Source organism: Paenibacillus sp. NFR01 (assembly GCF_900111565.1).
Lineage (GTDB): Bacteria > Bacillota > Bacilli > Paenibacillales > Paenibacillaceae > Paenibacillus_AQ.
Genome location: NZ_FOIK01000001.1, coordinates 2,092,040 through 2,116,109, shown reverse-complemented (window position 1 = coordinate 2,116,109; position 24,070 = coordinate 2,092,040). Strand labels below are relative to the sequence as shown.

At 54.0% G+C, this 24,070-nt stretch carries 20 protein-coding genes; 13 read left to right on the top strand and 7 right to left on the bottom strand.

Annotation, left to right across the window (positions count from 1 at the left end; all coding sequences use genetic code 11):
- Nucleotides 1–243 precede the first annotated feature (243 nt).
- A complete protein-coding gene (locus BMW84_RS09820; RefSeq protein WP_175498718.1) occupies nt 244–2,991 on the top strand; it encodes an AfsR/SARP family transcriptional regulator in 2,748 nt (915 codons plus the stop codon).
- A gap of 105 nt (nt 2,992–3,096) precedes the next feature.
- Here BMW84_RS09820 and BMW84_RS09815 read toward each other — a convergent pair whose 3' ends face one another.
- Entirely contained in the window at nt 3,097–8,163 is a 5,067-nt protein-coding gene (locus BMW84_RS09815) for an S-layer homology domain-containing protein (RefSeq protein WP_091067194.1), read from the bottom strand.
- Between the two features lie 304 nt (nt 8,164–8,467).
- Between BMW84_RS09815 and BMW84_RS09810 the strand changes: the two genes are divergently transcribed.
- The 10 genes from BMW84_RS09810 (at nt 8,468) to BMW84_RS09770 (ending at nt 16,456) form a co-directional block, all read left to right on the top strand.
- Nucleotides 8,468–8,953, top strand: coding sequence for an SDR family NAD(P)-dependent oxidoreductase (locus tag BMW84_RS09810; RefSeq protein WP_254772910.1), 486 nt, complete (start codon nt 8,468–8,470; stop codon nt 8,951–8,953).
- A 2-nt stretch (nt 8,954–8,955) separates the two neighbouring features.
- Nucleotides 8,956–9,189, top strand: a complete 234-nt coding sequence (locus BMW84_RS25025) for a Rossmann-fold NAD(P)-binding domain-containing protein (protein WP_254772909.1) — start codon at nt 8,956–8,958, stop codon at nt 9,187–9,189.
- Nucleotides 9,190–9,229: 40 nt separating this feature from the next.
- Nucleotides 9,230–9,862 (top strand): ThuA domain-containing protein, encoded by a 633-nt coding sequence (locus BMW84_RS09805; RefSeq protein WP_091067192.1) that lies wholly within the window; start codon nt 9,230–9,232, stop codon nt 9,860–9,862.
- A 296-nt stretch (nt 9,863–10,158) separates the two neighbouring features.
- Entirely contained in the window at nt 10,159–11,397 is a 1,239-nt protein-coding gene (locus BMW84_RS09800) for an FprA family A-type flavoprotein (protein ID WP_091067190.1), read from the top strand.
- A gap of 12 nt (nt 11,398–11,409) precedes the next feature.
- Nucleotides 11,410–12,627, top strand: coding sequence for an NAD(P)/FAD-dependent oxidoreductase (locus BMW84_RS09795; RefSeq protein ID WP_091067187.1), 1,218 nt, complete (start codon nt 11,410–11,412; stop codon nt 12,625–12,627).
- A gap of 45 nt (nt 12,628–12,672) precedes the next feature.
- Nucleotides 12,673–12,852: a rubredoxin gene (gene rd, locus BMW84_RS09790; RefSeq protein WP_091067186.1), complete on the top strand. Its 180-nt coding sequence runs from the start codon at nt 12,673–12,675 to the stop codon at nt 12,850–12,852.
- A gap of 64 nt (nt 12,853–12,916) precedes the next feature.
- Complete coding sequence (locus tag BMW84_RS09785) at nt 12,917–13,624, top strand: Crp/Fnr family transcriptional regulator (protein ID WP_091067183.1); 708 nt, start codon at nt 12,917–12,919, stop codon at nt 13,622–13,624.
- Between the two features lie 223 nt (nt 13,625–13,847).
- Nucleotides 13,848–14,579, top strand: coding sequence for a zinc ribbon domain-containing protein (locus BMW84_RS09780; RefSeq protein WP_091067181.1), 732 nt, complete (start codon nt 13,848–13,850; stop codon nt 14,577–14,579).
- A gap of 222 nt (nt 14,580–14,801) precedes the next feature.
- Nucleotides 14,802–15,287, top strand: a complete 486-nt coding sequence (locus BMW84_RS09775) for an HAD family hydrolase (RefSeq protein ID WP_175498717.1) — start codon at nt 14,802–14,804, stop codon at nt 15,285–15,287.
- A gap of 110 nt (nt 15,288–15,397) precedes the next feature.
- Nucleotides 15,398–16,456, top strand: a complete 1,059-nt coding sequence (locus BMW84_RS09770; RefSeq protein WP_091067174.1) for a GNAT family N-acetyltransferase — start codon at nt 15,398–15,400, stop codon at nt 16,454–16,456.
- A 196-nt stretch (nt 16,457–16,652) separates the two neighbouring features.
- On the opposite strand, the gene BMW84_RS09765 is transcribed toward BMW84_RS09770, so the two are convergent.
- Nucleotides 16,653–17,153: a spore coat protein gene (locus BMW84_RS09765; RefSeq protein WP_091067172.1), complete on the bottom strand. Its 501-nt coding sequence runs from the start codon at nt 17,151–17,153 to the stop codon at nt 16,653–16,655.
- A 124-nt stretch (nt 17,154–17,277) separates the two neighbouring features.
- On the opposite strand from BMW84_RS09765, the gene BMW84_RS09760 reads away from it, so the two are divergent.
- A complete protein-coding gene (locus tag BMW84_RS09760) occupies nt 17,278–17,742 on the top strand; it encodes a hypothetical protein (RefSeq protein ID WP_091067170.1) in 465 nt (154 codons plus the stop codon).
- A gap of 66 nt (nt 17,743–17,808) precedes the next feature.
- Here the strand turns inward: BMW84_RS09760 and BMW84_RS09755 are convergent, their stop codons facing one another.
- Nucleotides 17,809–18,663, bottom strand: coding sequence for a manganese catalase family protein (locus BMW84_RS09755; RefSeq protein ID WP_091067167.1), 855 nt, complete (start codon nt 18,661–18,663; stop codon nt 17,809–17,811).
- Between the two features lie 662 nt (nt 18,664–19,325).
- Here BMW84_RS09755 and BMW84_RS09745 point away from each other — a divergent pair.
- Complete coding sequence (locus tag BMW84_RS09745) at nt 19,326–19,709, top strand: hypothetical protein (protein WP_091067165.1); 384 nt, start codon at nt 19,326–19,328, stop codon at nt 19,707–19,709.
- A gap of 8 nt (nt 19,710–19,717) precedes the next feature.
- On the opposite strand, the gene BMW84_RS09740 is transcribed toward BMW84_RS09745, so the two are convergent.
- From BMW84_RS09740 to BMW84_RS09725, 4 genes are all read right to left on the bottom strand, one after another.
- Nucleotides 19,718–20,914 (bottom strand): Acg family FMN-binding oxidoreductase, encoded by a 1,197-nt coding sequence (locus tag BMW84_RS09740; protein ID WP_091067163.1) that lies wholly within the window; start codon nt 20,912–20,914, stop codon nt 19,718–19,720.
- Nucleotides 20,915–20,930: 16 nt separating this feature from the next.
- Nucleotides 20,931–21,599, bottom strand: a complete 669-nt coding sequence (locus BMW84_RS09735; protein WP_091067160.1) for a TetR/AcrR family transcriptional regulator — start codon at nt 21,597–21,599, stop codon at nt 20,931–20,933.
- Nucleotides 21,600–21,795: 196 nt separating this feature from the next.
- Nucleotides 21,796–23,424 (bottom strand): DHA2 family efflux MFS transporter permease subunit, encoded by a 1,629-nt coding sequence (locus BMW84_RS09730; RefSeq protein WP_091067159.1) that lies wholly within the window; start codon nt 23,422–23,424, stop codon nt 21,796–21,798.
- Between the two features lie 19 nt (nt 23,425–23,443).
- On the bottom strand, nt 23,444–23,869 hold the full coding sequence (locus BMW84_RS09725; protein ID WP_091067156.1) for a MarR family winged helix-turn-helix transcriptional regulator: 426 nt from the start codon (nt 23,867–23,869) through the stop codon (nt 23,444–23,446).
- Nucleotides 23,870–24,070: the final 201 nt, after the last annotated feature.

Here is a 24,070-nt window from a genome sequence, read left to right as displayed (position 1 = left end):
TTTTAAGTCTTGAGTCAATATATATTACATGGAGGATATAATAATGGGTTAACCTTACTGTGATCTTACAAAAAACATGGGAAAGGTTGATGAAAGCGTTATAATTTCCTTTGAAAGGAGAAAAATATCATATTATTTCTTAAAAATAGAAATGAGAAGAGGTATAATGGTGTCAGGGATCCTGACTCATTCTGATGAAGTTAAATGATATGGAAAGATGCCGCAGAGCGAGGTGAAAGCCGATTGAACCAACATGAACACAATAGCAGAATCTGCATCCCGGATTATATGCATTACATGCCCCGTCCCCGCCTGTTCGAGCTGATTGACCGCCACCGGCAGGTAAAGCTGATGACGGCGGTTGCGGAGCCCGGTTACGGCAAGACCGCCTTGCTCTCCAGTTACTTTATGGATCGGAATATGCCTGCGATCTGGTATCAGCTGCATGATAACGGCAATTCCGCCGGCAGCTTCGTGGCCCATTTGCTCGCTGCCCTCGGCAAAGAGCTGAAGCTTCGTCCCCATCTGCGGGTGCCCAAGTTTATTCATGCGGATGCGGAAGGACTATTGCATACATTGTCCAATTGGCCGGAGGAGCTGCATATTATTCTGGACCATGCGCATGTCCTTCAGGAGTCGCGGGATATCCTGGATCTCGTGGAGAGGCTGATTCATGAAACCCCGCCCGGGATACACTTTGTTGTGATCGGGCAGACCCTTCCCTCTCTTCCTTACGCTTCCTATAAATTACGCCGAAACTATTTTGGTATCGGTCCATCGGAGCTTGCCTTCACGAAGGAGGAGCTGGCCTTGTTCTTTCAGGACCTGCCGGCGGCGCCGCTGACAGAGCCCGAAATCGAATTTATCCTGCAATCGACCGAGGGCTGGCCGGCCAGCCTGGAGCTTCTCCATGACGCGCTGAAGGGCAAGTCTATGGAGGAGCGCAGCCGCCTTCTGCCGAAACTTCCGAAGATCCCGCATCTGTACGACTATATCGACAGAGAAATGATTAAGCCGCATCCCCCTGAACTCCGTTCTTTATTGCTGAAGACAAGCATTATGAAGGAGCTGGAGCCGTCTGTTCTGATGCAATATTTGGACACGGCCGACACCGAGTTGCCTGCGCTTTTCGTTCAACGTTTTACCTTTGCCGTCGATCCGCAAGAGCGAACCTTCCGTTACCATAAATTGTTCCGTTCCTTCCTGCTGGAGCAGTACCGCCAAGAAACCAGCCGCAGCGCAATCAACCAGGATCATTTGAGGCTGAGCGCCATTTACGAGGAGAACCATCGGTTTTTTCCGGCCTTTGCCCATTCCATTCTTGGCAGGGATTTCGTGAATGCCGGGAGACTGATGCGAATACTTCAGGTCCGATATCAGCCTCAGGAATTTATGGAGCTGCTCCAAAGCTGGCTTGAGGAGTTTTTTGATCATCATTATCTGGAATCCTCCATTTTTCTGTACCGCTGCATCCCCTTGTATATTTTGCATAGTCTGATTGCCCGGCTGGAGAACCATCTGGTCGATCTGGATAACAGGCATCAGCAGCTATGGGCCGCCCGCATCCGTCAGCAATTGGCGGGGATCTATAAACTGATAGGAGACCTTGGGCACGCCAGGGCGCTCTCGGAAGCTGCGCTGCACACCTTCGAGGCGGTGCAGGATCAGCCGATGATGATGTTAAGCCTCAATTTTCTGGCCGATTTGCTGCTAAATCTGGGAGAGCCCGCAGAGGCTAAAGCTTGTGCCCAGCGCAGTTTGTTCCTCGCCGAATCGGTGGGCGACCTGAATTTCCTTCCTTATGCCCTGAGCGGAATGGCAGACACCTTGATTGAAGACCAGGTTCCCGAGGCGGTGGAGTATCTGGAAAAGGCCCTCGAACGCGGCCAGGGAAACGATGATGCGCTCCGGTTCTTTCTGCATTGCAGCCGCTGCAAGCTTTATACGCTCCTTAACGATGTCCCGATGGCGGTGGAGTGGGCGCGGCAAACCGTCAAGCTTGCCGAGGAGTTCGGGTTTGATCGCGATATCGGCTTAGCCAACCTTTATCTGGCCAGAGCCTATGTCAGCGCGGGACGCCTGTCAGAAGCGGAGGCCTGCCTCGAAACCGCCCACCGGATGCTCCAGCCGTTCAGGTTTTTGTTTGCGCATGTCGTTTCCGCTCAGTATGCGTTGCTGCTCCAGCAGCACAAGCCCGAGGCCGCCGGCTTGAAGTGGCGTGAACTTCATGAAGTGTGCGAGAAGAATGGCTATCCTTTCATTATCGGCCGCTACAAGCATGAACAGCGGGAGAAAACTGCGGTCATGATAGAAGCAGAAACGGCGCCTCTGCTGCGGATTCAGGTGCTTGGGCCGTTCGGCATTACCATTAATCAGCAACCGGTTGCGATCCGGCGAAAAACCAGTCTAAGACTCCTGCTGTATCTGATTGTTAATCACGGGGCAAGGATACCTCAGGATATGATCATCGAGGAGCTGTTTAAAGACCAACCGCTTGGGCCAGCACAAAATCAGCTATATGTTGCTTTATCCGTCCTCAGAAGCACGCTTGAGCCGGGGGTTAACCCTGGACGCAATTCCCGTTACATTAAAAATGCCGACGGGCTCTACGCCTTAAACACCGGACTCGTAGAGCTGGATCTCGCCGATTTTTTAGAGGCAGGCAGGGAAGATGGCCCTATCCGGGACTTCATGCGGGCGGAGCAGCTGTATAAAGGCGATTTGCTGGAGGAATACAGATACGAGGCTTACATTGAAGCGGAGAGAGAGCGGCTGCGAATTAAATATCTGCATATTTTGAGTACGTTGGCAGAGCATTTCGCGAGGGAGGGAGACCATTACAGGAGCATGGAGTATTATGAAAAACTCTGTGCCAAGGACCCCTACAATTCCAAGAACGTTCAGGCTTATGTGAACATGCTGAGGTCGTTTCACTTACATGCTTACGCCCAGTCCGTTGCCGAGCGGATGAACCGGTTATCGGCGGAATGAAACAACTCAGACAGGAACGTGTAATCAGCCGCGAAAAATAAACAAGCTGGCAACGGTGTAACCCGATGCCAGCTTGTCGTTTGTAATCCCAGATGTTCGTTTACTTTATTGCGTCACGAACCGTATCCACTGCTCTTCCGTGTCGCTGATGCGGGTGGATTCGTGGGAATGGGAAGCTTCCTCGATCTGTGCATAGTTCCAATGGCTCTTGGCCACATCGGGCCAGGTCGGCGCGAAATCGCCGGTAAGCCCGCCCCGGTGCAGCACCTTGTTTAAGGCCGCAACGGCTTCCGCCCGGGTCAGATTATCGTACGGATGGAATAGCCCGTCCGTGCTTCCGATCATGATTCCTTCATTTTTCAGCTCCTCGATGGCGTATTTCGCCCAATGGCCGGCCGTATCACTGTAAGTAACCGGAACGTTTGAACCCGCCGTTTTTCCGGTAAAGGCCTGAATCACGGCAGCCATCTCTCCGCGGCTGATTTTCTTTTCGGGATAAAACCGTCCGTCCGGATAGCCTTTCATGATTCCGGTATCCTTCATGCGCTGAATCCCCGCCGCGGCCCAGTGCGTTGCGTTCACATCCGGATACGGTTTGCCTGCGCCCTTCGCCGGGGCGGCCCCCAGCAACCGGGCCAGAATTGCGGCCATCTCCGCCCGCGTGATCGAATTTTCAGGTTTGAAGGTGCCGTCCGGATAACCACTGATATATTTCTGGTGAACCGAGCTGTTCAGGATCTCCAGCGCAAAGGAATCCAACGTGCCGGAAGCAGCTGTGCCGCCTGTCACCGGCGCCTTGTAGCCAACTTTCAGAAGCGTTCCCGCCGGGATGGAGGCATCCACGGTCAGAACCAGCCGGTTGCCGGCGGTAATCTGAGCGCTTAGAACCTTGACGGTTCGACCTGCCATCGTAACCATAAACCCTTCTGTAGGCAGCGTGCCTGCGGTAAGCGGCTGATCCAGCACAAGCTCGATCTGCTTATCATTCACGCTGACGGTCCCGGAGGTTGCTTTCGCGTTGACCGGCGCCGGGGTACTGGATGGCGCAGGATTCGAGACCGGCGCCGGATCCGTGACCTGGAAGAAGGTAAAGGTACTGAACTTGTCGATCGTGAACTTCAGTCCGGTCGGCGTACCGTTGGACGTGACGATCTGGGCGGGAAGGGACGAAGGGCCTGTTCCCCCGACAATGGCCAGCGTACCGTCCGAGTGCTGGATGAAGACGCGCAGGGAATCCAGGTACTGTTGGCGCTGCAGGGGATCGCTCGGAATCGTAAGGTACGTCAAAGGCAAAGTTACTTCGGTTGCAAAACCTGAGTAATTAGTCTCGATTTCGCGCGGAATGTCGAGCGTCCGGATCGTTTTGCCTCCGGCCTCCGCCTTGACCAGCGTATTCTGCAGCGTATCGTCAAAGATCGCCTGGCGTTTCATCTCCGCCCGTACCGGAACAATCCGGAAGAACAAGTCGGTTCCGGCATTCTGCGTTTGGGCTACGGATGCTGCCGGGAGCCGGACAGAGCCTTCAGGTGTCGTAAGCTGAACGGCCTGATTATTGAGCTTATCCAAGGCGTCGATAGGAATCTCCATCGTGATCTCATCGGAACGATCGGCAAGATTCCCGCCCGGTTTATCGTTGAAGTTCATCTCCAGATCGGCACCGGGTCCGGCTAACAGCAGCAGCTGGTCCATAGATGCCGGAGACACGATCAGTTTGTCGATCCGGCTGCCGTCCGACAGGGTCGTGCGGTTGATCGAGATCGGTATTTCTGTATCGTTTACCGTAATATTGCTGTCGCTCCGCGGGCTTGTCGTTTTGCTCTCCTCGACGTTTGTGCTCTTGACGATCAGCAGGAAGCTGCGGGACAAGCTCAGATTGTCTTTGCTCACGGTGGCTGTCAGAATGACGCTTTCGTCAACGTCCTGCCGTTTAATCTCCGCCTTGAATTCTCTTCCCTCGGCATTCCCCCAGTCTGCGGGGGCCTCTTCGATGGAGATAATATCCGGCTTATTCGAGGTCCACGTAATATCGGTATTGTATTTTCCGTCCTTCAGCAGAAATGCCGGCAGCGTTACGCTTTCCCAGATATCCCCCGGGCTGTAGCGGATCCAGAGGCTGCGCACCACTTCCTTCAACTGGTTTTCGCTGAATCCGGCGACCGTCACATTCCCTTTGGCCTTAACTGATCCTTCATTGTCCACTCCTTCCGGCAAAGGACCAAGGGTGCCCGTGAAAGGATAGGTTGCCGCCTGATTGCCGTTGTACTCGGGCGTGGTTTCGTCGGATACGTTGTCCCATATGACGGGAACCACGGCCTTGCTGCCGTCTTCAAGCGTTACCTTAACCGTGCCGCCCAAAGTCTCCTTGGCTTTTGATAGTCCGGTGGAATAGGAAACCGTTACGTTGACTTCTCCCGCGGAAGCGATCGACGTGGTGCCCGGGGGCAGTACGTGGACGGTTCCGGTTGCGCTGACGGAGTTGTTGTTATTGACGCCAACCGGCAGCGGCGTTTTGAAGCTTCCTGTGAAGACATAAGTGCCGGCTGTAGCACCGTTATATGCCGGTTCCGAATTCTCACTCCACGAGACCTGGACCGTCGCCGTTTCGCCGCCGGTCAAATTGACGTTGACCTCGGAGCCGAGCTGGCTCTTTGCTTTATCGGCAGCCGTCCCGTTAATCACGTTGATTTCGGGTTCGGATACCACAGAGGCGATGCTCTTGGTAATCTGCGGAAGCACGGTTACCGTTCCTTTAGGCGCTGGAATTTCATTGCTGTTATAGATGCCCTCAGGTAGCTTACCGAATGTGCCTGTAAAAACATAGGCACCAGGAGCAGAACCGCTGTATGTCGGGTCGGAATCTTCACTCCAGGTGATGGGAACCTGAGCGGTGCCGCCGCCTTCCAGATTAACGGTCACTTCCGTTCCAAGAACAGCAATGGCGTCGGCAAGAGCGGTTGCGTACGGTACACTTTGGCTCACATCGGATACGGAAGCGATGACGGCAGTCCCGACCTTGAACGTGGTCGCGGCCGATGCGGTGTTCCCCGCCTCATCGGAGGTCGTTGCTTCCGCGGTATGGCTGCCGGTCGTCCAGTCGGCAGAAGGCGTATAGCTCCAAACGCCGTATTCATTGGCTGCTACCTCGACTGTGCTTGTCTTGTCGAGGTTCAAGCTGATGTTGGCATTCGGTTCGGACGTTCCCGTAATCGGGCCGCGGGCATTGATGCGCGTGTCGGGCGCCGGGCTGCTGACCGCGATCGACGTCTCCGTTTTTACGCGTACATGCAAGGAAGCCTGGATGGCGCCATTGTTTTTGGCGGACGCGACTACGGTGTAGTTTTTCCCGTTAGCCAGCGTAAATTGCGAAGGGACCTTTACCGTCCATTTGCCGGAATTCACCGGTACATCGGACCAGGTATAGGAGTTCGAATCCTCGCTGTCATCGGTGATGGTTACATTAACCGCGGTATCTGTCGATCTGCCGCGGAACTGCGGTTCGGCGTTGGTCAGATAGATGTAGGGATGCGAGCCGTTTTCAATGCTGACGTCCAGCGCGCTGACCCCATAATTCACGATATTGCTCGCCACTTGGCTGGTGCCGTCAGTAACTACGGCCTTGAAGGCGTGGTAACTGTTCACCGGCGTAGCCGTAAGCGGTTTATCGACGCTGATCTTCCAGTTGCCGCTGCCGTCGGCCACGGTTTGCTGATAAAACGTATTGTCGATATACAGATTCACTGCCTCGCCGGGATTCGCCGTTCCGGTTACGTCGGGCGTCGTCACGTCGGAGCGCGTATTATTTGCCGGCGAGCTGATGGCAATGCTGCTGGACAGGTACTTGATGATCTGCACCGCTTTGGCGTTGGCGTTATCTTCGTCTACGGCAGTGATCTTGTAAGTAGATCCTGGCGTCGGTGTGCTTCCGTTCAAGTAGCTGACCGAGGATGTAGACCAGGCTCCCGGATTACCGGTGACGCCGAGCCTCATGCTTGAAGTCAACAGCGTCTCCGTGGCTAAATCGGTGCCCGATAAACGGTGGACCGAGAACAGGACGTTTCGGTTGCCGGTAGCCGAACGCACGAACGTTCCTGCAAAGCTGGTCGGGAACTGGTAGGTGGAATAACTCGGATTCCCGTTGATCGTCACCTTAGAGGCGCCGATTCCGGTAAGCTGGGATGCGGTAGCCGTATATCCCTTTTCATTCACTACGCTGGCCGTAACCAGATAAGAGAATCCGGAAGGCACGCCCGAGATCCCGGTGACGCTCCAGGCATTGTCGGTTGCGGTTGCCGTTTTGGTGATCGCGGAACCATTGCCGGAAGTCGGGGTCAAGGTTAAGGTAACGGTTTGTCCGTTGGCCACATTGGCGGTAGTGCCGCTTACCGAAGCCGGGAAGCTGGTATAGGCGTCCTGAAGCCCCGTGATTGCAATTACCGGTCGATAGATGGCGAACGGGGAGACCTTTGCATAATCGCCATAGGTTTCGTCCTGTCCATCCTTATTGATCACCGCCAAATTGGCGGCTTTGGAAGTAGCGAATGCGAACTTCAGGATAGATGCCGGCGTAATGCTGGAATCGATGGCGGTCAGACTGGCCACGGGAACCTGAAAATCAAGGAAATAATCGCCGTTCGCATCCTCGGTGACCCGCGCGCCGGGAACATTGTTCCCTGTATTATCTGTTTTGTTCAGCACATGCACCGCCGAACCGCTCCCGCTTGCGACATAAATGTAGTCCTCATGCGGGGATTTGCCGTTCAGGCCAATGACGGCTTTGGTTGCGCTGCCATCGGATACCTTCACGAGCCAGACGGAGGAGAGAAACCCGCCTTTGTCGTCCCGCGGATCGCCTAACAGCCGCATCCGGAAAAAGAGGTTCGAACCGTCGCCCGCCACGTAGAACGAGGGCAGGCTCCCTGCACCTTTCGTCAGCCCGCTTGAAAAGTCAACGTCGTCAGGGCTGATCCCCGGCTCATTTGCCGGATCGCTGATCACCTTGCCGGCGCTGTCCGTGTAGGCTGTGAAGCTGGAGGGCCAAGGTTGAATAGGTACGTTTTCGGCCTGCAGCACCGGTGCGGCCCGGGTGATTAAGGGCGGTGGCAGAATCGAAATACATAATAATAAAATGGCCAGGAATAATGCGACTTTGGATAATACCTTCTTGTTCTCCATCGTTTGACCTCTCTTCTGTGGTGTTATGAATCTTTGAACAATGTGATATTATTCATAGACTGGATTATTTACAGAATCTCACATATTTCCGCCAAAAACAAACATTATTTGCTAGAAAGGACTTGAGTTTTATAAATACGTCCCTTATTGCGCATAGACTTAACGGAATTCCGAGATTCTTGCCGTTCCGCTTCAGGCGGAAAACGGCATTATGCCATATAATCCGGTCATTGGATGATGTCTCCCCTAAGAGGTTTGGACTACAATAATAAGGCAGAGAAAAGAACATGGAGGGGAATCGATCATGCGTTATGCATTCGTGACGGGAGCCGACCGTGGCGTCGGACTTGGATTGGCGAAAGGATTGCTCGAACGGGGATTATATGTGTTTGCCGGGCAATTTGCCGAAGCCGGAGGCGAGCTTGCGCGGCTGGAGGAAGCCTTCGGGGGAAGGCTTAAAGTGATTCCGCTTGATATCGACAATGCAGAAAGCGTATCCAAAGCGATAGCAGCGGTATCTGGCATCACGGACCGGGTGGACATTCTGATCAACAACGGGGCGATTTTGGGCGACATCGAGGCGACGATCGAGGACGGGCTGGATTTTGAAGAGATGGACAAGGTGTTCCGCGTCAATGCGCTCGGCTCGCTGCGGATGTCGAACGGACTGATCGGGCCCATTCTAAACAGCGACAGCAAGCTTATCGTCAACATCTCCTCGGAGGCAGGCAGCATCGGAAGCTGCTGGCGGACCGCTTGTATGCTTATTGCATGTCAAAGGCGGCGCTGAATATGCAGTCCAGGCTGATTCATAATCAGATCGTGCCACAGGGAGGCAAGGTGATGGTCATCCACCCCGGCCATGTCCGGACCTACATGCAGGGCAAGCTCGATGAGGCGGGAAAGCTGACGCCGGACGAATCCGCCGGACATATTCTCGGGCTGGTGGACCAGCGGCTGGACCCCGGTTATTCCGGTGAAGGGCTTGCGCTCATTGATAATGAAGGCAATACGTTGCCTTGGTGAGCGCGAAGGGCTGCCATTAAATAAGAAGGAGGCAATAAACATGACCATTCGTACACTTCTAATCGGCACCGATATCGACGCGCCCTATCATCCGCTGGGGGCAGTTAAAGCGCGCCTTCTGAATATTTTGCGGGATACGGCGGAAGTAACCTCGGCGGAAGGGACGGGCTCCCTGCGGCCAGAGCACCTTGCGCCATATGAACTGTGCATTTCGTATACCGATAGATGGAACAAGGTACCGGCAGCCGAAGAGACGGCGGGGCTTTTGCAATTTGTGGCCGGCGGCGGCGGGCTGCTGGTCCTTCATAATGGCATTTCGCTGCAGGCGAGCCCGGAATTGGCTCAGCTGATCGGAGCGAGATTCACGGGGCATCCGGAATATACCGCGCTGCCTTTTTGCATTGCGGCCGCCGGCCATCCCTTGACGCAGGGGCTGGAGGCTTTTTCGCTGGAGGAGGAGCCGTACCGCTTTGAGCTGGACCCGCTGGCAGAGCCGACGATTCTGTTGAACTACTGTCATGAAGGGCAGGACTGGCCGGCGGCATGGGTGCGGAATTATGGGCTGGGCCGCGTCGCGTTTCTGATGCCGGGTCATCATTTGCCCTCGTTCGAGCATGGGACCTACGGGGAATGGATCGTGAATGCCGCGAAGTGGGCGGCGGGGAGATTGTAACGGGAGGCAACGGCTAACCGGAGAGATGAAGAGACCTTGAGCGATCAAGGTCTTTTTGAGTTTGGCCGAATACCGGAGAGTTTGTGTCCCTAACGTTCCTAATATTGGATGGATGCTTTTTCCGGCCGGCGTGACCCCACGCACAACCCTCCACCGCAAACGGTGTATATTCGAAGTTGTAGATTTCATTCTCTTTTCCAAACTTTCAAAATTTGATTTCAATCCTCCTTTTGCCCCCGGTGCCCATTATAGAATGAGGGTGTTGATAAACATTATCATTTGGAGGGCGAAGAGAGATGACCATTACCGATATTCAGATTGCCAAAGATACGTATTGGGTAGGTAAAATCGACGACCGGGAGGTTCCGTTCCATCGGCTGATTCTGACGAAAGGGACGACGTATAATTCCTATTTGCTGAAAACCGGCAAGCCGACGGTGATCGATACCGTGGATATGGAGTTTGGCCGGGAGTATGCGGAGCGCGTAGCCGAGCTGATCGATCCGCTGGACATTGCGTACATCGTGATCAACCATACCGAGCCGGATCATTCCGGAGGGCTGGCGGCGCTGGCGATGAAGGCCACGAATGCGACGATGGTGTGCACGGAGATTGCCGTACCGGAGCTGCAGGAAATGTACAAGCTGCACGGCCGTAATTTTCTCGCGGTGAAGGATGGGGACACGCTTGATATCGGCGGCAAAACGCTGCTGTTTAAAGAAACGCCATATCTGCATACTGCCGAAACCATGATCACTTATTGCGTGGAAGACCAAATTTTGTATCCTTGCGATATTTTCAGTACCCATGTTGCCGTGGACAAACTGTTCAGCGATGAGGCCGGGTTCGACATTACCGAGGACTTCAAAGGTTACTATAGCGCCATTATCCACCCGCACCGCAGATATGTCCGCACGCTGATGGAGGCGGTCAAGGATCTGGAGATTGCCATGATCGCCCCTTCGCACGGGTTCCTGATCCGCCGGGACGTCCGCAAATACATTGATCTGTACGCCGAGCTGAGCCGGGAGACGACCCAAGGGAAGAAAGCGGCCATTGTGTATACGACCCTAAAAAATAACACGAAAAAAATGGCGGGCATTCTCCAGTCCACGCTGCAGGAGAACGGCATCGAAGCCGAGGTCTGGGATGCGGATAAACATGAACTGTCCGTCATCCTGGACAGCATCGCCGCAGCGGATGCCGTCTTCATCGGCAGCTCGACCCGCTACGCCGATATGATCGGCAACCTTGAGCCGCTGTTGAAGGAACTTCAGCACATGGATCTGGAAGGCAAGCTGGCGGCGGCCTTCGGTTCATACGGCTGGAGCGGCGAAGCGATTGAGGTTATTCAGGACTATCTGAACGGCACGAACATGACCGTCCAAAGCACGTCCGATGTCATCAAAACCACCGGAATGACGCATGTGGAATTCCCAATCCGCGTCCGCTTCTCGCCAAAAGAGGCCGAGAAAACGCAAAAGATCAAGAACGCGGCCGAGTTCGTCTCCGACCTGCTCTTGAGCGCCATCTAAGGGGGGACAGCGATGAATAAGCATTATGTTATCGTTGGCAGCGGCGTTGCGGCGGTTCATGCCGCCAAGGCGATTCGCGACCAGGACGCAGAGTCGGAGATTACGATCTTCGGCGAGGAAAACCATCTGCCCTACAACCGCATCAAGCTGACCAAAGGTTTGTTCAGCGATCTGCATAGCGAAAAGGTGCTGATCAAGAAGGAGAAGTGGTACCGGGACAACCGGATTACGCTGCATACCTCGAGCCGGGTGGCGGCGATCCATCCGGAACGGCTGGAGATTGAAACGGCGGACGGCAAGGTGACGGCGTATCATAAGCTGCTGCTCTGCATGGGCGCGCGGAACCGGGCACTGACGGTGGACGGCGCAAGCTTGAACAATGTCCACACGATCCGCGGGCTGGGCGATGCCGACCGGTTGAAGGCGGAGCTGACCGCCGGTCAGCGCGTCGTCGTCATCGGCGGCGGCGTACAGGGATTGGAGACCGCTTGGGCGCTGCATGAAGGCGGCTATCCGGTAACCGTGGTCGAAGCAGCCCCCCGGCTGATGGCCAGACAGCTCGATGAAACTTCGTCGGAACAGCTGCATCTTGTGCTGGAGCAGTCTGGCGTGCAAGTGAAGCTCCATGCAGGCGTCACTGCCATTACAGGCGAAGAGTCCGTCTCCGGCGTTGTGCTGGATAACGGTGCGGAAATCTCTTGCGAGCATGTGGTCTATTCCATCGGCATCATACCGAATACCGATCTGGTAAAGGAGACAGGCATCCTCACCCGCTCCGGGGTATTGGTGAACCAACATCTGGAGACAAGCGCTCCGCATGTCTACGCCGCAGGAGATCTTGCCGAGCTGGACGGGCGGGTAGAAGGTTTGTGGGGCGGGGCCATCGAGCAGGGCAAGGTGGCCGGTACCAACATGGCGGCCGCTGAGCCTGCCGATTACCGCAGACCCGTACCGGTGACGCTTTTCAACGCGTTCGGTATCTCGCTGTTTTCCATCGGAAATACGGACGAGCGCGAATGCGACCGGTCGGTGGCCGGCGAACTGGATGGCGTGTATACGCGGATTTACATCAAAGACAACCGCATGGCAGGGGCGCTTGCCTGGGACGGCGCGGCAGCCTCGCTGCTCTATAAATCGGCCGTGGAGCAGGGCGTAAGCCTGGAAGGGCTGGACAGCGAAAGCTTCGGTCTGGAAGAGATCATGGCCGGCGTTGCGGCCCGGATTCAGTAAAAATTTTTCTATGAGAGCAGATTGAATATCACAGGAGGAATAACCATGACCAAATACATTTGCAAGCCTTGCGGCTATATTTACGACCCGGCGGTCGGCGACCCGGATGAGGACGTGGCGCCGGGTACGGCGTTTGAGGATCTGCCGGAGGACTGGGTTTGTCCGGTATGCGGGGAAGATACAAGCCATTTTGAGCCGATCGCGGACAAAGGGGCGGCTTCCTAAGAAGCCTGCTCCCGGGAAGCCGACTCCCGGTACAGCCGGCAAAAGAACCAAGGAGGGATAAGCTATGGCGGAACATTCCTGCCGGGACGCAGCGGAGCCTTGTACCCGCAAGGTGCCAATCTTCGCTTCGTTAAGCGACGGGGAACTCGGGCGGATCAGCGCGATGATCCGGCACCGGAAATATGCCAAGGGCCAGGCGCTGATTCTGGAAGAGCAGCCGACGGATACGCTTTATATCATCCAGCAGGGGCAAGTGAAGCTGTCCAAAATGACCCCTCAGGGCAAAGAGCAGATTCTGCATGTGCTGAGCAACGGGGAGTTTTTCGGCGAGCTGAATATCCTCAGCAGCGAAGAGCTGAGCAACTTCAGCGCTTATGCGCTGACGGATACCGCCATTTGCATGCTGACGCGGACGGATATGGAGCAGCTGATGGCGGAAAATCCGGACATTACGATCAAGCTGCTGAAGACCGTCGCCAAGCGGCTAGCCCACACGGAGAACCTGGCCCAGAGCCTCGCAACCAAGGACCCGGAGATCCGCATTGCCTCCATGATTCTGGAGCTGAGCGACAAATACGGCAAGCCGCGCGGCGGCGGGATTGCGGTCAAACTCCCGCTCTCCCGCGAGGAGCTGGCGAGCTACGTAGGCGTTACCCGGGAGACGATCAGCCGGAAGTTCGCCCGATTCGAGGATTTGGGCCTGATTGAGCTGGTTGGCAACAAACAGATGATCGTCAAGGACCGTCCGTCACTCGAAAAATACACAGTTTGAATTGAAGCAAGTTTGGGGCCGTTTCCGAATGTAATATTCGGAGGCGGCCTGTTTTTTTGATATACAACAATAGGCATTTCAGAGGAGAAAAGTTAATCCTCATTTACCAAAACAATATTTGTTCTCCCAAATGGAAAATCGTGGTAGAATAGGTCGGATGTCTGTTTTTTGGGACAAAAGAACTAATACATAAGGCATCAGAACACTGGGGGAGGATTTGAAAGTGAAAGTATGTTCGAATTGCGGCACGGAGAACGAGAATAAAAATTTGTACTGCGGCACATGCGGGGGGAAATTCGAAGAAAGCAATGACAGCGTTATGGAAGTAAGTCTCACCGAAACAGCAGCCGCCGAAGAAGAAATCGGAATTGAACCAATTGCGGAAGGCACCGTTGCTCCTATAGTTGCAGCCAAAAAGCTTTCCAACACGGTTAAGATTGCCATTGGCGGAGGAGCTTTTGTGCTGATTCTGGTAATATTGGCATTTGTCTATTCCCATTTTTATACCGTAAACGCGAAGGCTGAAGGGGTTGTAAACGATTACCTTCACGCCATGAAAAATGGGGAGTCAACCGATGCTTACAAGGAGTCGGGTGTCGATGATTTTATCAATGTGCTGGATTACAAGTTCCTGAGTGTGAAAGAGAAGACGAGGGAACCGGATGAAATCACGGTCGACGAGGATATGTACGATATGTTCTATGCCGAGGAATATCCGACCTTTGAAGATTGGAAGCAAAGCTTGAAGGATGCGTTCCGCGATTGGGAGGTCGTTTACGATGATTCATTTGAAATGCTGCTCCGATCCAAAACGGATATGCACGATAAGTTTACCTTGCTGTACGACGTCGATTTGACCAACGGGTTAGGGCAGGCCATCTACAAGAAAGTCACATTTACCGTCATGTATAATGATAGCGAAGATACTTATAAAGTAACCTCTATCGATTACTAAGGAGGCCGCATGGCAACAGTTTGGCCTGCCAAAAGAACTAATTTTTACTGTGGTATACGATGATTCCAAGGATGATTTTAAAATGAGCTCTGTTGATTACTAAGGAGGTAGCCATGAGCCATTCTGTCAAAGCCGTCTTCTTCGATCTCGATGATACGCTGTACGACCACTTTACACCGTTTCGGGAGGCGCTCCAGAATCAGTCGGCCGCTGCGGATGGAGTTGGCTCTCAAAGATTTTGGGATCACGGTCGACAAGGCCCAAACCGAACGGTTTGACGCGGATTTCAGTGAACGCCAGAAGCGCTTCGACCTGATCGAAGGCGCTAAAGATTATATGAAGCAATTGATAGAGACTGGTTATCGGGTTGGCATTATCACGAACGGACCTGAGGATTACCAGTGGAACAAGATTAGGGGGCTGGAGCTCGACCGGATGATTCCGGAAGACCGGATTTTCATCTCCGGCGCCCTTGGTATTGCCAAACCGGACCCGGAGATCTTCGCTTATGCGAACCGGAAGACGGGAACGGAGGCTCAGGCAAGCCTGTACATCGGAGACGCTATGGAAAAAGATATCGCCGGCGCATTGGCTGCAGGCTGGCAGGCGTATTGGTTTAATCCGCTCGGGCTGCAGCCGTCCACGGAGCACCAGCCGCATTTTGAATTCAGCAGTTATGCGCAAATCATGCAGCGTTCGTTATTTTGAAGTATAGGAAATTTCAGTTATACAAAAGCTCCCCCGCTTGCTCTGCTGGCTCTTGTGGTAATCTGTAACCAGGAATTGGGAAAAACAGGGTAAGGGGAGATGTGTATTATATGCCTATTTTAGATCGCACGAGCTATGAGCTTGTCCGTCCGCTGGTGACCAGCCGGAACGAGCTTTCGGTGTTTGCCGTCCTGGAGGGACGAATCGAAGGTGAAGTAATGGTGGATTCGGCGGAGCATCCGACGGCGGTTCTGATCCGGACGAGCGAGACAAACCTGTTGGCCGGGCGCACAGATAACGCGGTATTTAATGCGGCGGCCTTCGCGGAACTGGATTTCTGGGATCCGGCCACCCCCGACGACGAAGCTTGGCGGGCTGCGATTCCGTCCGTTCACGGCAACCGCTTTATCCGGGAGTATACGCGGCACCGCTACACGTTGAGCCGTCGACAATTCACACCTGCGGAGCATACTTTGCCTGAAGGCTACGTGCTGGAGCGGATTGATTTGCAGCATCTGCGGGACAAAAATTACGTCAATGCGAGCCGTCTTCTGGAATGGGCGGCCGGATGGGGGAATGAGGAGATGTATATCTCAGCAGGCTGCGGCAGTTACATTCGTCATCAGGATACCATCGTCAGTTGGTCGGTGGCCGATTGCAGTGCCGGAGACCGGATTGCCATAGGCATTCATACAGATGCGCGTTATCGTAAAAAAGGCTTGGCGAAACAGGTGGTTTCCGCGGTCGTTCAGGACTGCTTTGACAAAGGGTTCAGCGTTGTGGAATGGTCATGCGTTTCAAGCAACGCCGGGTCCAACGCGCTGGCCCGTGCGCTGGGCTTCAGGCTGGCGAATACGTATCCGGCATTTACCTCTTATGCGCCGATCGAGAACGTAACCGATCTGGATGCTGCCGGCTGGCAGGATTGGGGCGCCTATCAGGAGCAGGCAGCGGCGGAAGAACCCCGCTTGTACATCGAAAGCGTGTACGCTTACGTGAAGGCGAATGACGCCGGAAAGGTTATGGAGCTTATCCAGACCATGACCCGAGCGGGCCAGACTCTTGATTTGGCGGATCTGGACGGAGCCATCAAGTTTTTTCAATGCCAGGGTTTGTGCTCTGCATTTACTGCTCCCGAGTGGGAGCAGTTTATGGAGAGGGCCGTTTAAGGATCATAATCCGAATTTTTTGTTAAAACGGTTGCATATCTCTGTTCGTACTGCTGGCGGGAACATCAATCTCCGGCAAAGGCAATGCCCGTGTGTATGTACTGAACGGCACAGGAGGCATCGGGGAGCCGGGGACGTATCTGAAATAACCAGCGGCTTTTCGCCAAGCAAGGCGGCGGCTGCCTTATGCAGGGCATTACAGCGACAATGCTTTATTGGCGGTGGCCACATCCCCGGCAAGCAGCTTGGGGAGGTCATAGGAGGGATACAGCCCGCGCTCGAGCATGAAGTAGTAGACTTTTGCATGGAGCGCAATGCCGGCGTTTAATTGCTTTTGCAGCGTTTCGCGGAGCTTCGGCGTAGCTGTTTCGGTTATTCCGATGGCGTAGCTGCGGACGGCCGTTTTGGCAAAGCCGAGCAGCAATCCGGCATAAAAGGCGGTTTTATCGGCTTCATTGACATGGGCACGGGTGCCTTGGGGCGCCAACGGGTAAAACTGCAGCAGCTCTTTCAAATTTTGCTCGGTCCCCTTGATCGCTTCCAAATACAGCGCATGAAGCTGCGGGTCCTTAACGTCGTCATGGACCATTTTAAACAACATTAGCTGATTGCTTTGAAAAGCCGTCAGTTCATGAAGCTCCATCGTTTCGTGCCAGGCCAGATGGGCGTACTGCTGATTCGGTTGATTGGAATACATTCGAATCCCTCCTTCACAATATGCGTTAGCCTATGCCGGTGATGGGCGCAAGGTTCCGGATCCGTAAAAGGCGGATAAAATACGGCGGTTCTTCCCATAATAGGCAGATAAGGAGAGGAATCGAATGTGGTGGAACCTGCTGATCGGTTTTATACTCCCCTGGATTGCAGGTTATTGGTATTTGCGGGAGGATTTAACCGTTATCGTTCGCATAGGCCCGGTCGCCGGGTTGATTGCTTTTGCTTTCAACGAGATCGGGTATCAATCCGGGTGGTGGAGCGTAACGCCTTCGGGGGCAGGCATCCTGGGTATTCTTCCGTATAACTTCGGGATTTTCCCCGTTTTGGCTTGCGCCCTGTTGTTTACTCTGCAAAAGATCGCTGTGCGGCCGGTCGCTCTGATTCCTCTGTTCAGCGTGCTCAAAACCTTGCTGGAATCCATTCTGGTGGTGACGGGAAAAGTGGTCTACGACAACGGCTGGAATCTGCTCTGGACCTATGTATCTTATCTCATTGCCTGTTCGCTGACTTACGGAGCGTACCGGGTCGTGCATAAATACAGCTTGATCTCGTTTAAGCGAAGAGGTTAAAAAAGCCATGTCCATCCTGAAAAATGCTCGGGAGGGACATGGCTTTTTTAGCGGTTTGCCGGAGCGTTAGGCATGCATATCCTGCAGTCCGGGGCTGTGCTCATTCGGCATTTCCGGCATGACGGGAACAGGGAAGCCCTGCGGCGGCGGGGTTACCTGATATTCGCCTTTATTGCGGCTTGGCGAAGGACCGTTCAGGATTTCAGCCATCCGGTTCGGGTCGAGACTGAAATTGAATTGCACGTTATGGTAGCCAATTTCTACGTATTTGCGGCATTCCGGATACTTATTGATATCGTAGTTAGGGATAGGGAAGATATTGCCCCAATTCACACCGAGAGTCTCCAGCGCTTTGGCGAACGCATTCTGATGGGCATTGTCGCGTACGATAAGGAATGCCAGCGTTTCGCGGAACGTCTTGTTGGAGCTCATTTCGTAAATCCGGGTCTTCTGAAGCACGCCCGTCGATTCCAGCACGACATTATCGAGCAGGTCACTGATCAGATTGCCGTGGCTGTAGACATAGTTGCCCAGCCAGGGATTGCCCATTGCATCCACGGGCAGCGAGGCCTGCGCTCCCATGATGAAATGATGGGGATTGGCATGTTTAATCGCTTCGTTAAGCGGAGCATGGTCATTGCCCGCATTTCCGGCCTGCTCTTCGCCGGAGCCGTTCAGCAGCTGGTTAATCGTATGCTGCACCAGATCGACGTGGGCGATTTCCTCCAGGAACACCCCGCGGAACAAATCGCGGAACTGGGTATCTTTTCCCCGGAAATTGCTGCTTTGGAAAAAGTACTGCATCATCGTGCGCATTTCCCCATAATGGCCGCCGAGAATTTCCTGCAGTACCTTGGCCGCCGCGGGGTCCGGCTTGTCGACTACGATGTTATTGATCAATCCTTCTTTATAGAAGTACATCCAGCCATCCTCCATCAATTTTGATGTGTGAAATTATCTTCCGTAGTTTCCTCTGCAATCATGCTCTTTATACCCGGCACGCCGTTTTTGCAGGCCTATAATCAATTGCAGCTAATATCTCGGCAGGTCAGATCATTATATTCCAAAGGGATCTTGCAGATAGTTATCAAGAATATGAAGGGGCTCGTGTAACGCCTGGTTTGGAAACTTATGCGCGACCTTATAGCCTATTCTAGGAGGCACGGATACCGATAGTTTTTGAAGCACAAAATCCCCCATCCGCACCATATGTGCGCCAATCGAAGCGGGAATCGTCCATTGTCTGGCATCCGTCAAAAAAGTCGTGATAATTCCTGAGTTTCCAGATGAACACGGGAGGGGCAAAGGGGGTCCCTAGCGCTCTTTTTATCAATACCGCACGCAGCAGGATTGTCAACGAAAGCAAGCTCAATCAGCTATAATCGTTTTGGTGCAAAAAAACGGAGCTGTCCTAGGTGCCTAGCGAGTCCCCCGAGTCATATTTTTCTATGCGACGGTGGGCAAAAACTAAAGATTACTCGGCCGTATATTTTCGGAAAAACCATCCACACTGAATAAAGCATGCTCTAAAGAGCATGCTTTATTTTTTGACGTATACGCATAAAAGGGAGGTTGGACACAACATGACTGCAGATCTGACGAACGCCGGGTTGTTCGGCATTGCGGTTGCCGTGCTTTATGCGGCAAAAAAATATATGGTCCGGACGGAAATCCGAAAAATATCCAATGCCACAGGGCATGCACTGCAGCAGGACAGCCTGATTTACCGGGCGGCTGAGGCTTTTGCTGCAGGTCAGCCGGCCGAAGAGGTCCGGCAAATGCTTACCGGCAGCTTCCAGCTGAGTGAGGAGCAAAACGACCGGCTGCTGGAGCTGGCATTGCCCCATCGCGGGCAGCCGGACGGCGGATACGCCAGCTTCTTAAAGGCTGCCAACGACGTGCTGGGCACGGAAATTTATCAGGGGGCCGCCAATCTTAATGAGGCGGAGCCTATTCCTACTGCTTGAGTACCGCTCTAGCGCGCTGCGGAAGTGTCTGCCATCAGCTCGCTTACATCGCGGCGCATGCTCAGCGGCGCTTCTTTTTCCGCCCGCCCCAGGCGGACGAGCATCTGAATCGTGCCTCCGCCGGAAGCATAGTCCTTATGGATGGCGCGGTAAGGGGCCGCCATCTCCGGATATTCCTCAAGAACCTGGCTGAGCGGCTGCATGACCAAGCCCAGCCGATGGGCCTGGAGAATAAAGCGGCTATACGCCATGCCGCTGCGGACCTGGCTCTCCCGGCTGTTGTCCGGGGTGATGAACAGGGCATAGGAAGGCGTATGCTCGACGCCGGCACGCACCGAATCCACAAGCCGGTCGGCTGCTGCTTTTCCGCTGTTAAGCGAAGGGAATAAAGTGACCAGACCTTGCAGCAGATGTTTGTTAATCCCCGTGGTGCCTTGTCCTTCCACAGAGAATCCGTACCGGTAGCGATTTTTGGTGTATTCGTTCGGACGGAAAATGTCCTCGGTTTCTTTTGCCACGCTAGCCGTGCCCGCTTCGATGGATGCACCCTGCATGGCGTAATCGCCCAGTTTGGCGAGATCCTCCGGGTCCTGGACGATCCGGACCGCTACGTTCTCGTTCCCGATTTGCTCCAGCGCCCGGATCTCCGATTCCGTCAGCGGCTCCGGCAAATAGGAGCCCCGGTTCGTGTCCGGCAGAAACAGTGCATCATACAGCGGTGTTCCCTGAGGCGCTTGGGGCGTCAGCGTGATTTCGGCAACCGGTTTGGCATCCATGCTCTCCGCCAGTTTGCTCTCGTCGTAGGTTCCTTGCGGAAACAGCCGCAAATTGACCTTGTATCCGAGCGCCGGTCCGGCCACTTGGACATAATCGAGAAAAGTCCCTTGCGAAATCATCAGTTGCCGTGCCGGCGGATCGGCTGCAGGCGACATCCGCGTGCTGTCGGCATACAGCTCGAAGCTCATCGGATCGGCAGGGTCAAGCATCACCTTCCACGGCTGCATGTTATGCCCGCTGGCGGCGAGCAGGCCGTGCGCTGCCAATTGAACCCGCGGATCGCCGAATTGCGCCGCATATTTTTTGCTCCAGGGCTCGAGATATTCCGCTTTCTTAAAAATCCCGCTGACGATAAGCAGCACGGCGGCTACAATGACCAGGAGCCCCAAAACGACAATAAATGTAATACGCAACGGCCGTCCCGCCATGATGGATCTCTCCCCCTCAACCTTCATTTTTATGTCCGGAAGCCTTAAGGGAGCGGAGCAGGAACAGAAAGGCCTGGCGCACAAATTCCCCGGGGCTGATGTTGTAGTAGCTCTCGATGTAATTTTTCTTGATCCGTACGGTACTGAAGATGCCCAGTATGCTGGCCCACAGCATGACCGCGGCCTGCTCCGGCGCCAAATCGGCGCGGAAATCGCCGTCCCGGATGCCTTTATCCAGCGCCGTCTTCACGAATTGGAGCGCTTCTTCCCCCAAAGCATAACATTCATCTCTGGAAGCATCCGGAATGCCGTTCTGGAAATCGGCAGGGCGGTTCTCGTATTCCATGATCGCCTGAAAATGCTCCGGCTGCTCGCAGGAAAAAACATAATACACATGGGCAATGGCCCAAAGCTCCTCTTCGGCGGACAACGCTTGGGGCGTTTGAAGCACCTGCTGCAGCCGAAGCTTGAGCTGGCGGTAGCCCCGGATCATCATTTCGAAATAAAGCTGCTCCTTACTGCTGAAATAAGCATATAACGTCCGCTTGCTGAATTCGGCTTGCCTGGCGACGTCGTCCATCGTGGACCGTTCATATCCTTTGCTGAAAAAGACAACCTCCGCCGCAGCGATAATGTCGTTCCGCCGGATCTCCATCTCTTTGCTGCGCCGTGCTTCATTTCCCATCTTCAAGCCTCCACATTTCTCGAAATGCACTACAGTGAATTTAATTACACTCTCAGTTTACTTTAGTCTATTCGAACGTTATTCTGCTGTCAATGCGCTCATGAAAGGATGGACCATGCGGCATAAAAAAGACCTCTGATCCCACCATGCAGTGGAATTAGAGGTCTTTGTTTGATTAGTTTGCTCCGGCTGTCGTTTAATCTGCAGCCAGCACCGGCGTTGCCAAGCCTTCCGCCGCTTTCTCTGCTTCCGCCGGAGCGGCTGCGGCATTGGAGGTGCGCAGCGGCAGCTCTTTCAGGAAGAAGACGAGCACGAAGGCGACGGCGAGCACGATGGTGCCGGTCAGGAACACGATGGACAGCGTTTGGCCGAGAGCATCGCGGATGCCGTCCAGCATCTGGTTGAAGATCGCCAGCGCATCCGCCGGCAGGCTTGCTTTGGTCTGGTTCAGCAGCGGCTTGTTCATCAGCGCCTGCGGATTGGCGAAAGCGGCCATCTGCTGTGCCAGTGCCGGATCAAGTTTCGAGAAATCCGGTGCAGACGGCGAAGTCATCGCATCCTTCAGCTGATGGGTCAGGTTATTGGACATTACCGTACCCATAACGGCAATCCCGATTGTACCCCCAAGGTTACGGAACAGCTGGGAAGAAGCGGTCGCTGCGCCCAGGTCTTTATGCGAAACAGCATTTTGCGTCGCCAGCGAGAAGACCGGCATCCCGAGCCCAAGCCCGAAGCCGAAGACGATCATACTGAGCACTGCGGTCGGCACGCTGTTCATGAAGATCATGATCGCCATGCCGGCAACCATGATTGGAATGCCGATCAGCGCGAACCGTTTGTATTTGCCTTTTTTCGCCATCAGCTGGCCGGTAATGGAGCTGGACACGACCATCACGATCGACATCGGCATCGTTACATAACCGGCGTAAGTGGCGGAAATGCCCAGTACGCCTTGCACGAAGAAGGACAGGTAGATCATCGCGCCCATCATACCGAAGTTCATAATGAACCCGATCAGGTTGGAGATCGTTACGACGCTGTTCTTGAACAGATGCAGCGGCAGCACCGGATTCGATGCTTTACGTTCAATCAAGATAAAGATAAATGCAGAGACGACCGATACCGCAAGAAGACCGATAATCTGTGTGGAGCCCCAAGCATATGTTGTTCCCGCCCACGAGAAAGCGAGCAGCAGCGGAACGATGGTCGTTGTAATGAACAGCGAGCCCAGATAGTCGATGCCTTTGGATTCGCCGCGTTTGCCCTTTGGAAACAAAGCCAGGATCATGACGAAAGCGACGATGCCCAGCGGCAGGAAAATCCAGAACAGCCAGTGCCAATCCATATGGTCGACGAGATAACCGCCGAGTGTCGGTCCAAGTACGCTGGAGAAGCCGAACACAGCCATCATCAGGCCCATCCATTTGCCGCGTTCGCGCGGCGGGAACAGGTCGCCGACAGCGGTAAAGGCGGTGGACTGGATAATCCCGGCCCCGATCCCTTGAATTCCGCGGTACGTGATGAATTGGAATACGTTATCGGAGGTCCCGGTCAGGAACGCGCCGACCATAAACAGCAATATCCCGATGAGCAGGAACGGCTTGCGGCCGAACATGTCGGACAGCTTGCCGACGAGAATCGTCGCGATGGTCGAAGTCAGCAAATAAATGTTGATCGTCCAGGTATAGTAGTCCATGCCGTCCAAAATCGCGATAATCCGCGGCATGGCTGTACTTGTAATGGTTTGGTTGATCGCGGCGAACAGCATTGCGGCCATAATCGCAATCATGATGGTAAGCTTGCGCTTACTTGATAAATGTTCCATGATGTTTTTCCCCCACTAATTATTTTTTATCTAACTCTGCAATCAAGGTGTTAAAAATCCGCTTCAGATGCGCGATGTCTTCATCCGGCAGCACGCTGAAATGCGAATGAAGAAGCTCCTTCTGGCTCTTCTCCACCTCCTTGATCAGGCTGGCGCCTTCTTCGGTCAGCGTAATGTTGACGACACGCCGGTCGCCTTCCGCCCGTTCCTTCTTCACGTAGCCTTCGGCCAGCAGATGGTCGGTCACGCCGGTGATGGCCGCGGAGGTTAAATCAAGCGCATGCGCCAGCTGCGATACCATTTGCGGACCTTCCTTCGACAAGACGAACAGCGTCTTGAACTGGGTCTGGGTCAGCGGGCAGCCATGCTGATTCCATTTATGGGCTATTCCTTTCAGCAGCGTCTTGAATAAAGTGGAAAGCTCGAAATAATCACGCTCGGGCACAGGCTCACCTCCAAACTTATTTTTAAATTGATTAAGCGTTAATTAATTAAGAGGTAAATAGTTAAGAACTAAATTATTAAAGCATGAATCAAAATATACCACCGCTCATGAAATTCGTCAAGAAATAAACTCGAAAATTTTCAGTAAATTTTTGCGGGATTCCATGAAAAAATCCGCCGCCCGTAAGCGGGCAGCGGATCG

What these genes read in the sequence shown, in the direction of transcription:
- BMW84_RS09815 (WP_091067194.1), bottom strand. Translation starts at nt 8,163, where the DNA reads ATGGAGAACAAGAAGGTATTATCCAAAGTCGCATTATTCCTGGCCATT.
- BMW84_RS09810 (WP_254772910.1), top strand. Translation starts at nt 8,468, where the DNA reads ATGCGTTATGCATTCGTGACGGGAGCCGACCGTGGCGTCGGACTTGGA.
- BMW84_RS25025 (WP_254772909.1), top strand. Translation starts at nt 8,956, where the DNA reads ATGCAGTCCAGGCTGATTCATAATCAGATCGTGCCACAGGGAGGCAAG.
- BMW84_RS09805 (WP_091067192.1), top strand. Translation starts at nt 9,230, where the DNA reads ATGACCATTCGTACACTTCTAATCGGCACCGATATCGACGCGCCCTAT.
- BMW84_RS09800 (WP_091067190.1), top strand. Translation starts at nt 10,159, where the DNA reads ATGACCATTACCGATATTCAGATTGCCAAAGATACGTATTGGGTAGGT.
- BMW84_RS09795 (WP_091067187.1), top strand. Translation starts at nt 11,410, where the DNA reads ATGAATAAGCATTATGTTATCGTTGGCAGCGGCGTTGCGGCGGTTCAT.
- rd (WP_091067186.1), top strand. Translation starts at nt 12,673, where the DNA reads ATGACCAAATACATTTGCAAGCCTTGCGGCTATATTTACGACCCGGCG.
- BMW84_RS09785 (WP_091067183.1), top strand. Translation starts at nt 12,917, where the DNA reads ATGGCGGAACATTCCTGCCGGGACGCAGCGGAGCCTTGTACCCGCAAG.
- BMW84_RS09770 (WP_091067174.1), top strand. Translation starts at nt 15,398, where the DNA reads ATGCCTATTTTAGATCGCACGAGCTATGAGCTTGTCCGTCCGCTGGTG.
- BMW84_RS09765 (WP_091067172.1), bottom strand. Translation starts at nt 17,153, where the DNA reads ATGTATTCCAATCAACCGAATCAGCAGTACGCCCATCTGGCCTGGCAC.
- BMW84_RS09760 (WP_091067170.1), top strand. Translation starts at nt 17,278, where the DNA reads ATGTGGTGGAACCTGCTGATCGGTTTTATACTCCCCTGGATTGCAGGT.
- BMW84_RS09755 (WP_091067167.1), bottom strand. Translation starts at nt 18,663, where the DNA reads ATGTACTTCTATAAAGAAGGATTGATCAATAACATCGTAGTCGACAAG.
- BMW84_RS09745 (WP_091067165.1), top strand. Translation starts at nt 19,326, where the DNA reads ATGACTGCAGATCTGACGAACGCCGGGTTGTTCGGCATTGCGGTTGCC.
- BMW84_RS09740 (WP_091067163.1), bottom strand. Translation starts at nt 20,914, where the DNA reads ATGGCGGGACGGCCGTTGCGTATTACATTTATTGTCGTTTTGGGGCTC.
- BMW84_RS09735 (WP_091067160.1), bottom strand. Translation starts at nt 21,599, where the DNA reads ATGGGAAATGAAGCACGGCGCAGCAAAGAGATGGAGATCCGGCGGAAC.
- BMW84_RS09730 (WP_091067159.1), bottom strand. Translation starts at nt 23,424, where the DNA reads ATGGAACATTTATCAAGTAAGCGCAAGCTTACCATCATGATTGCGATT.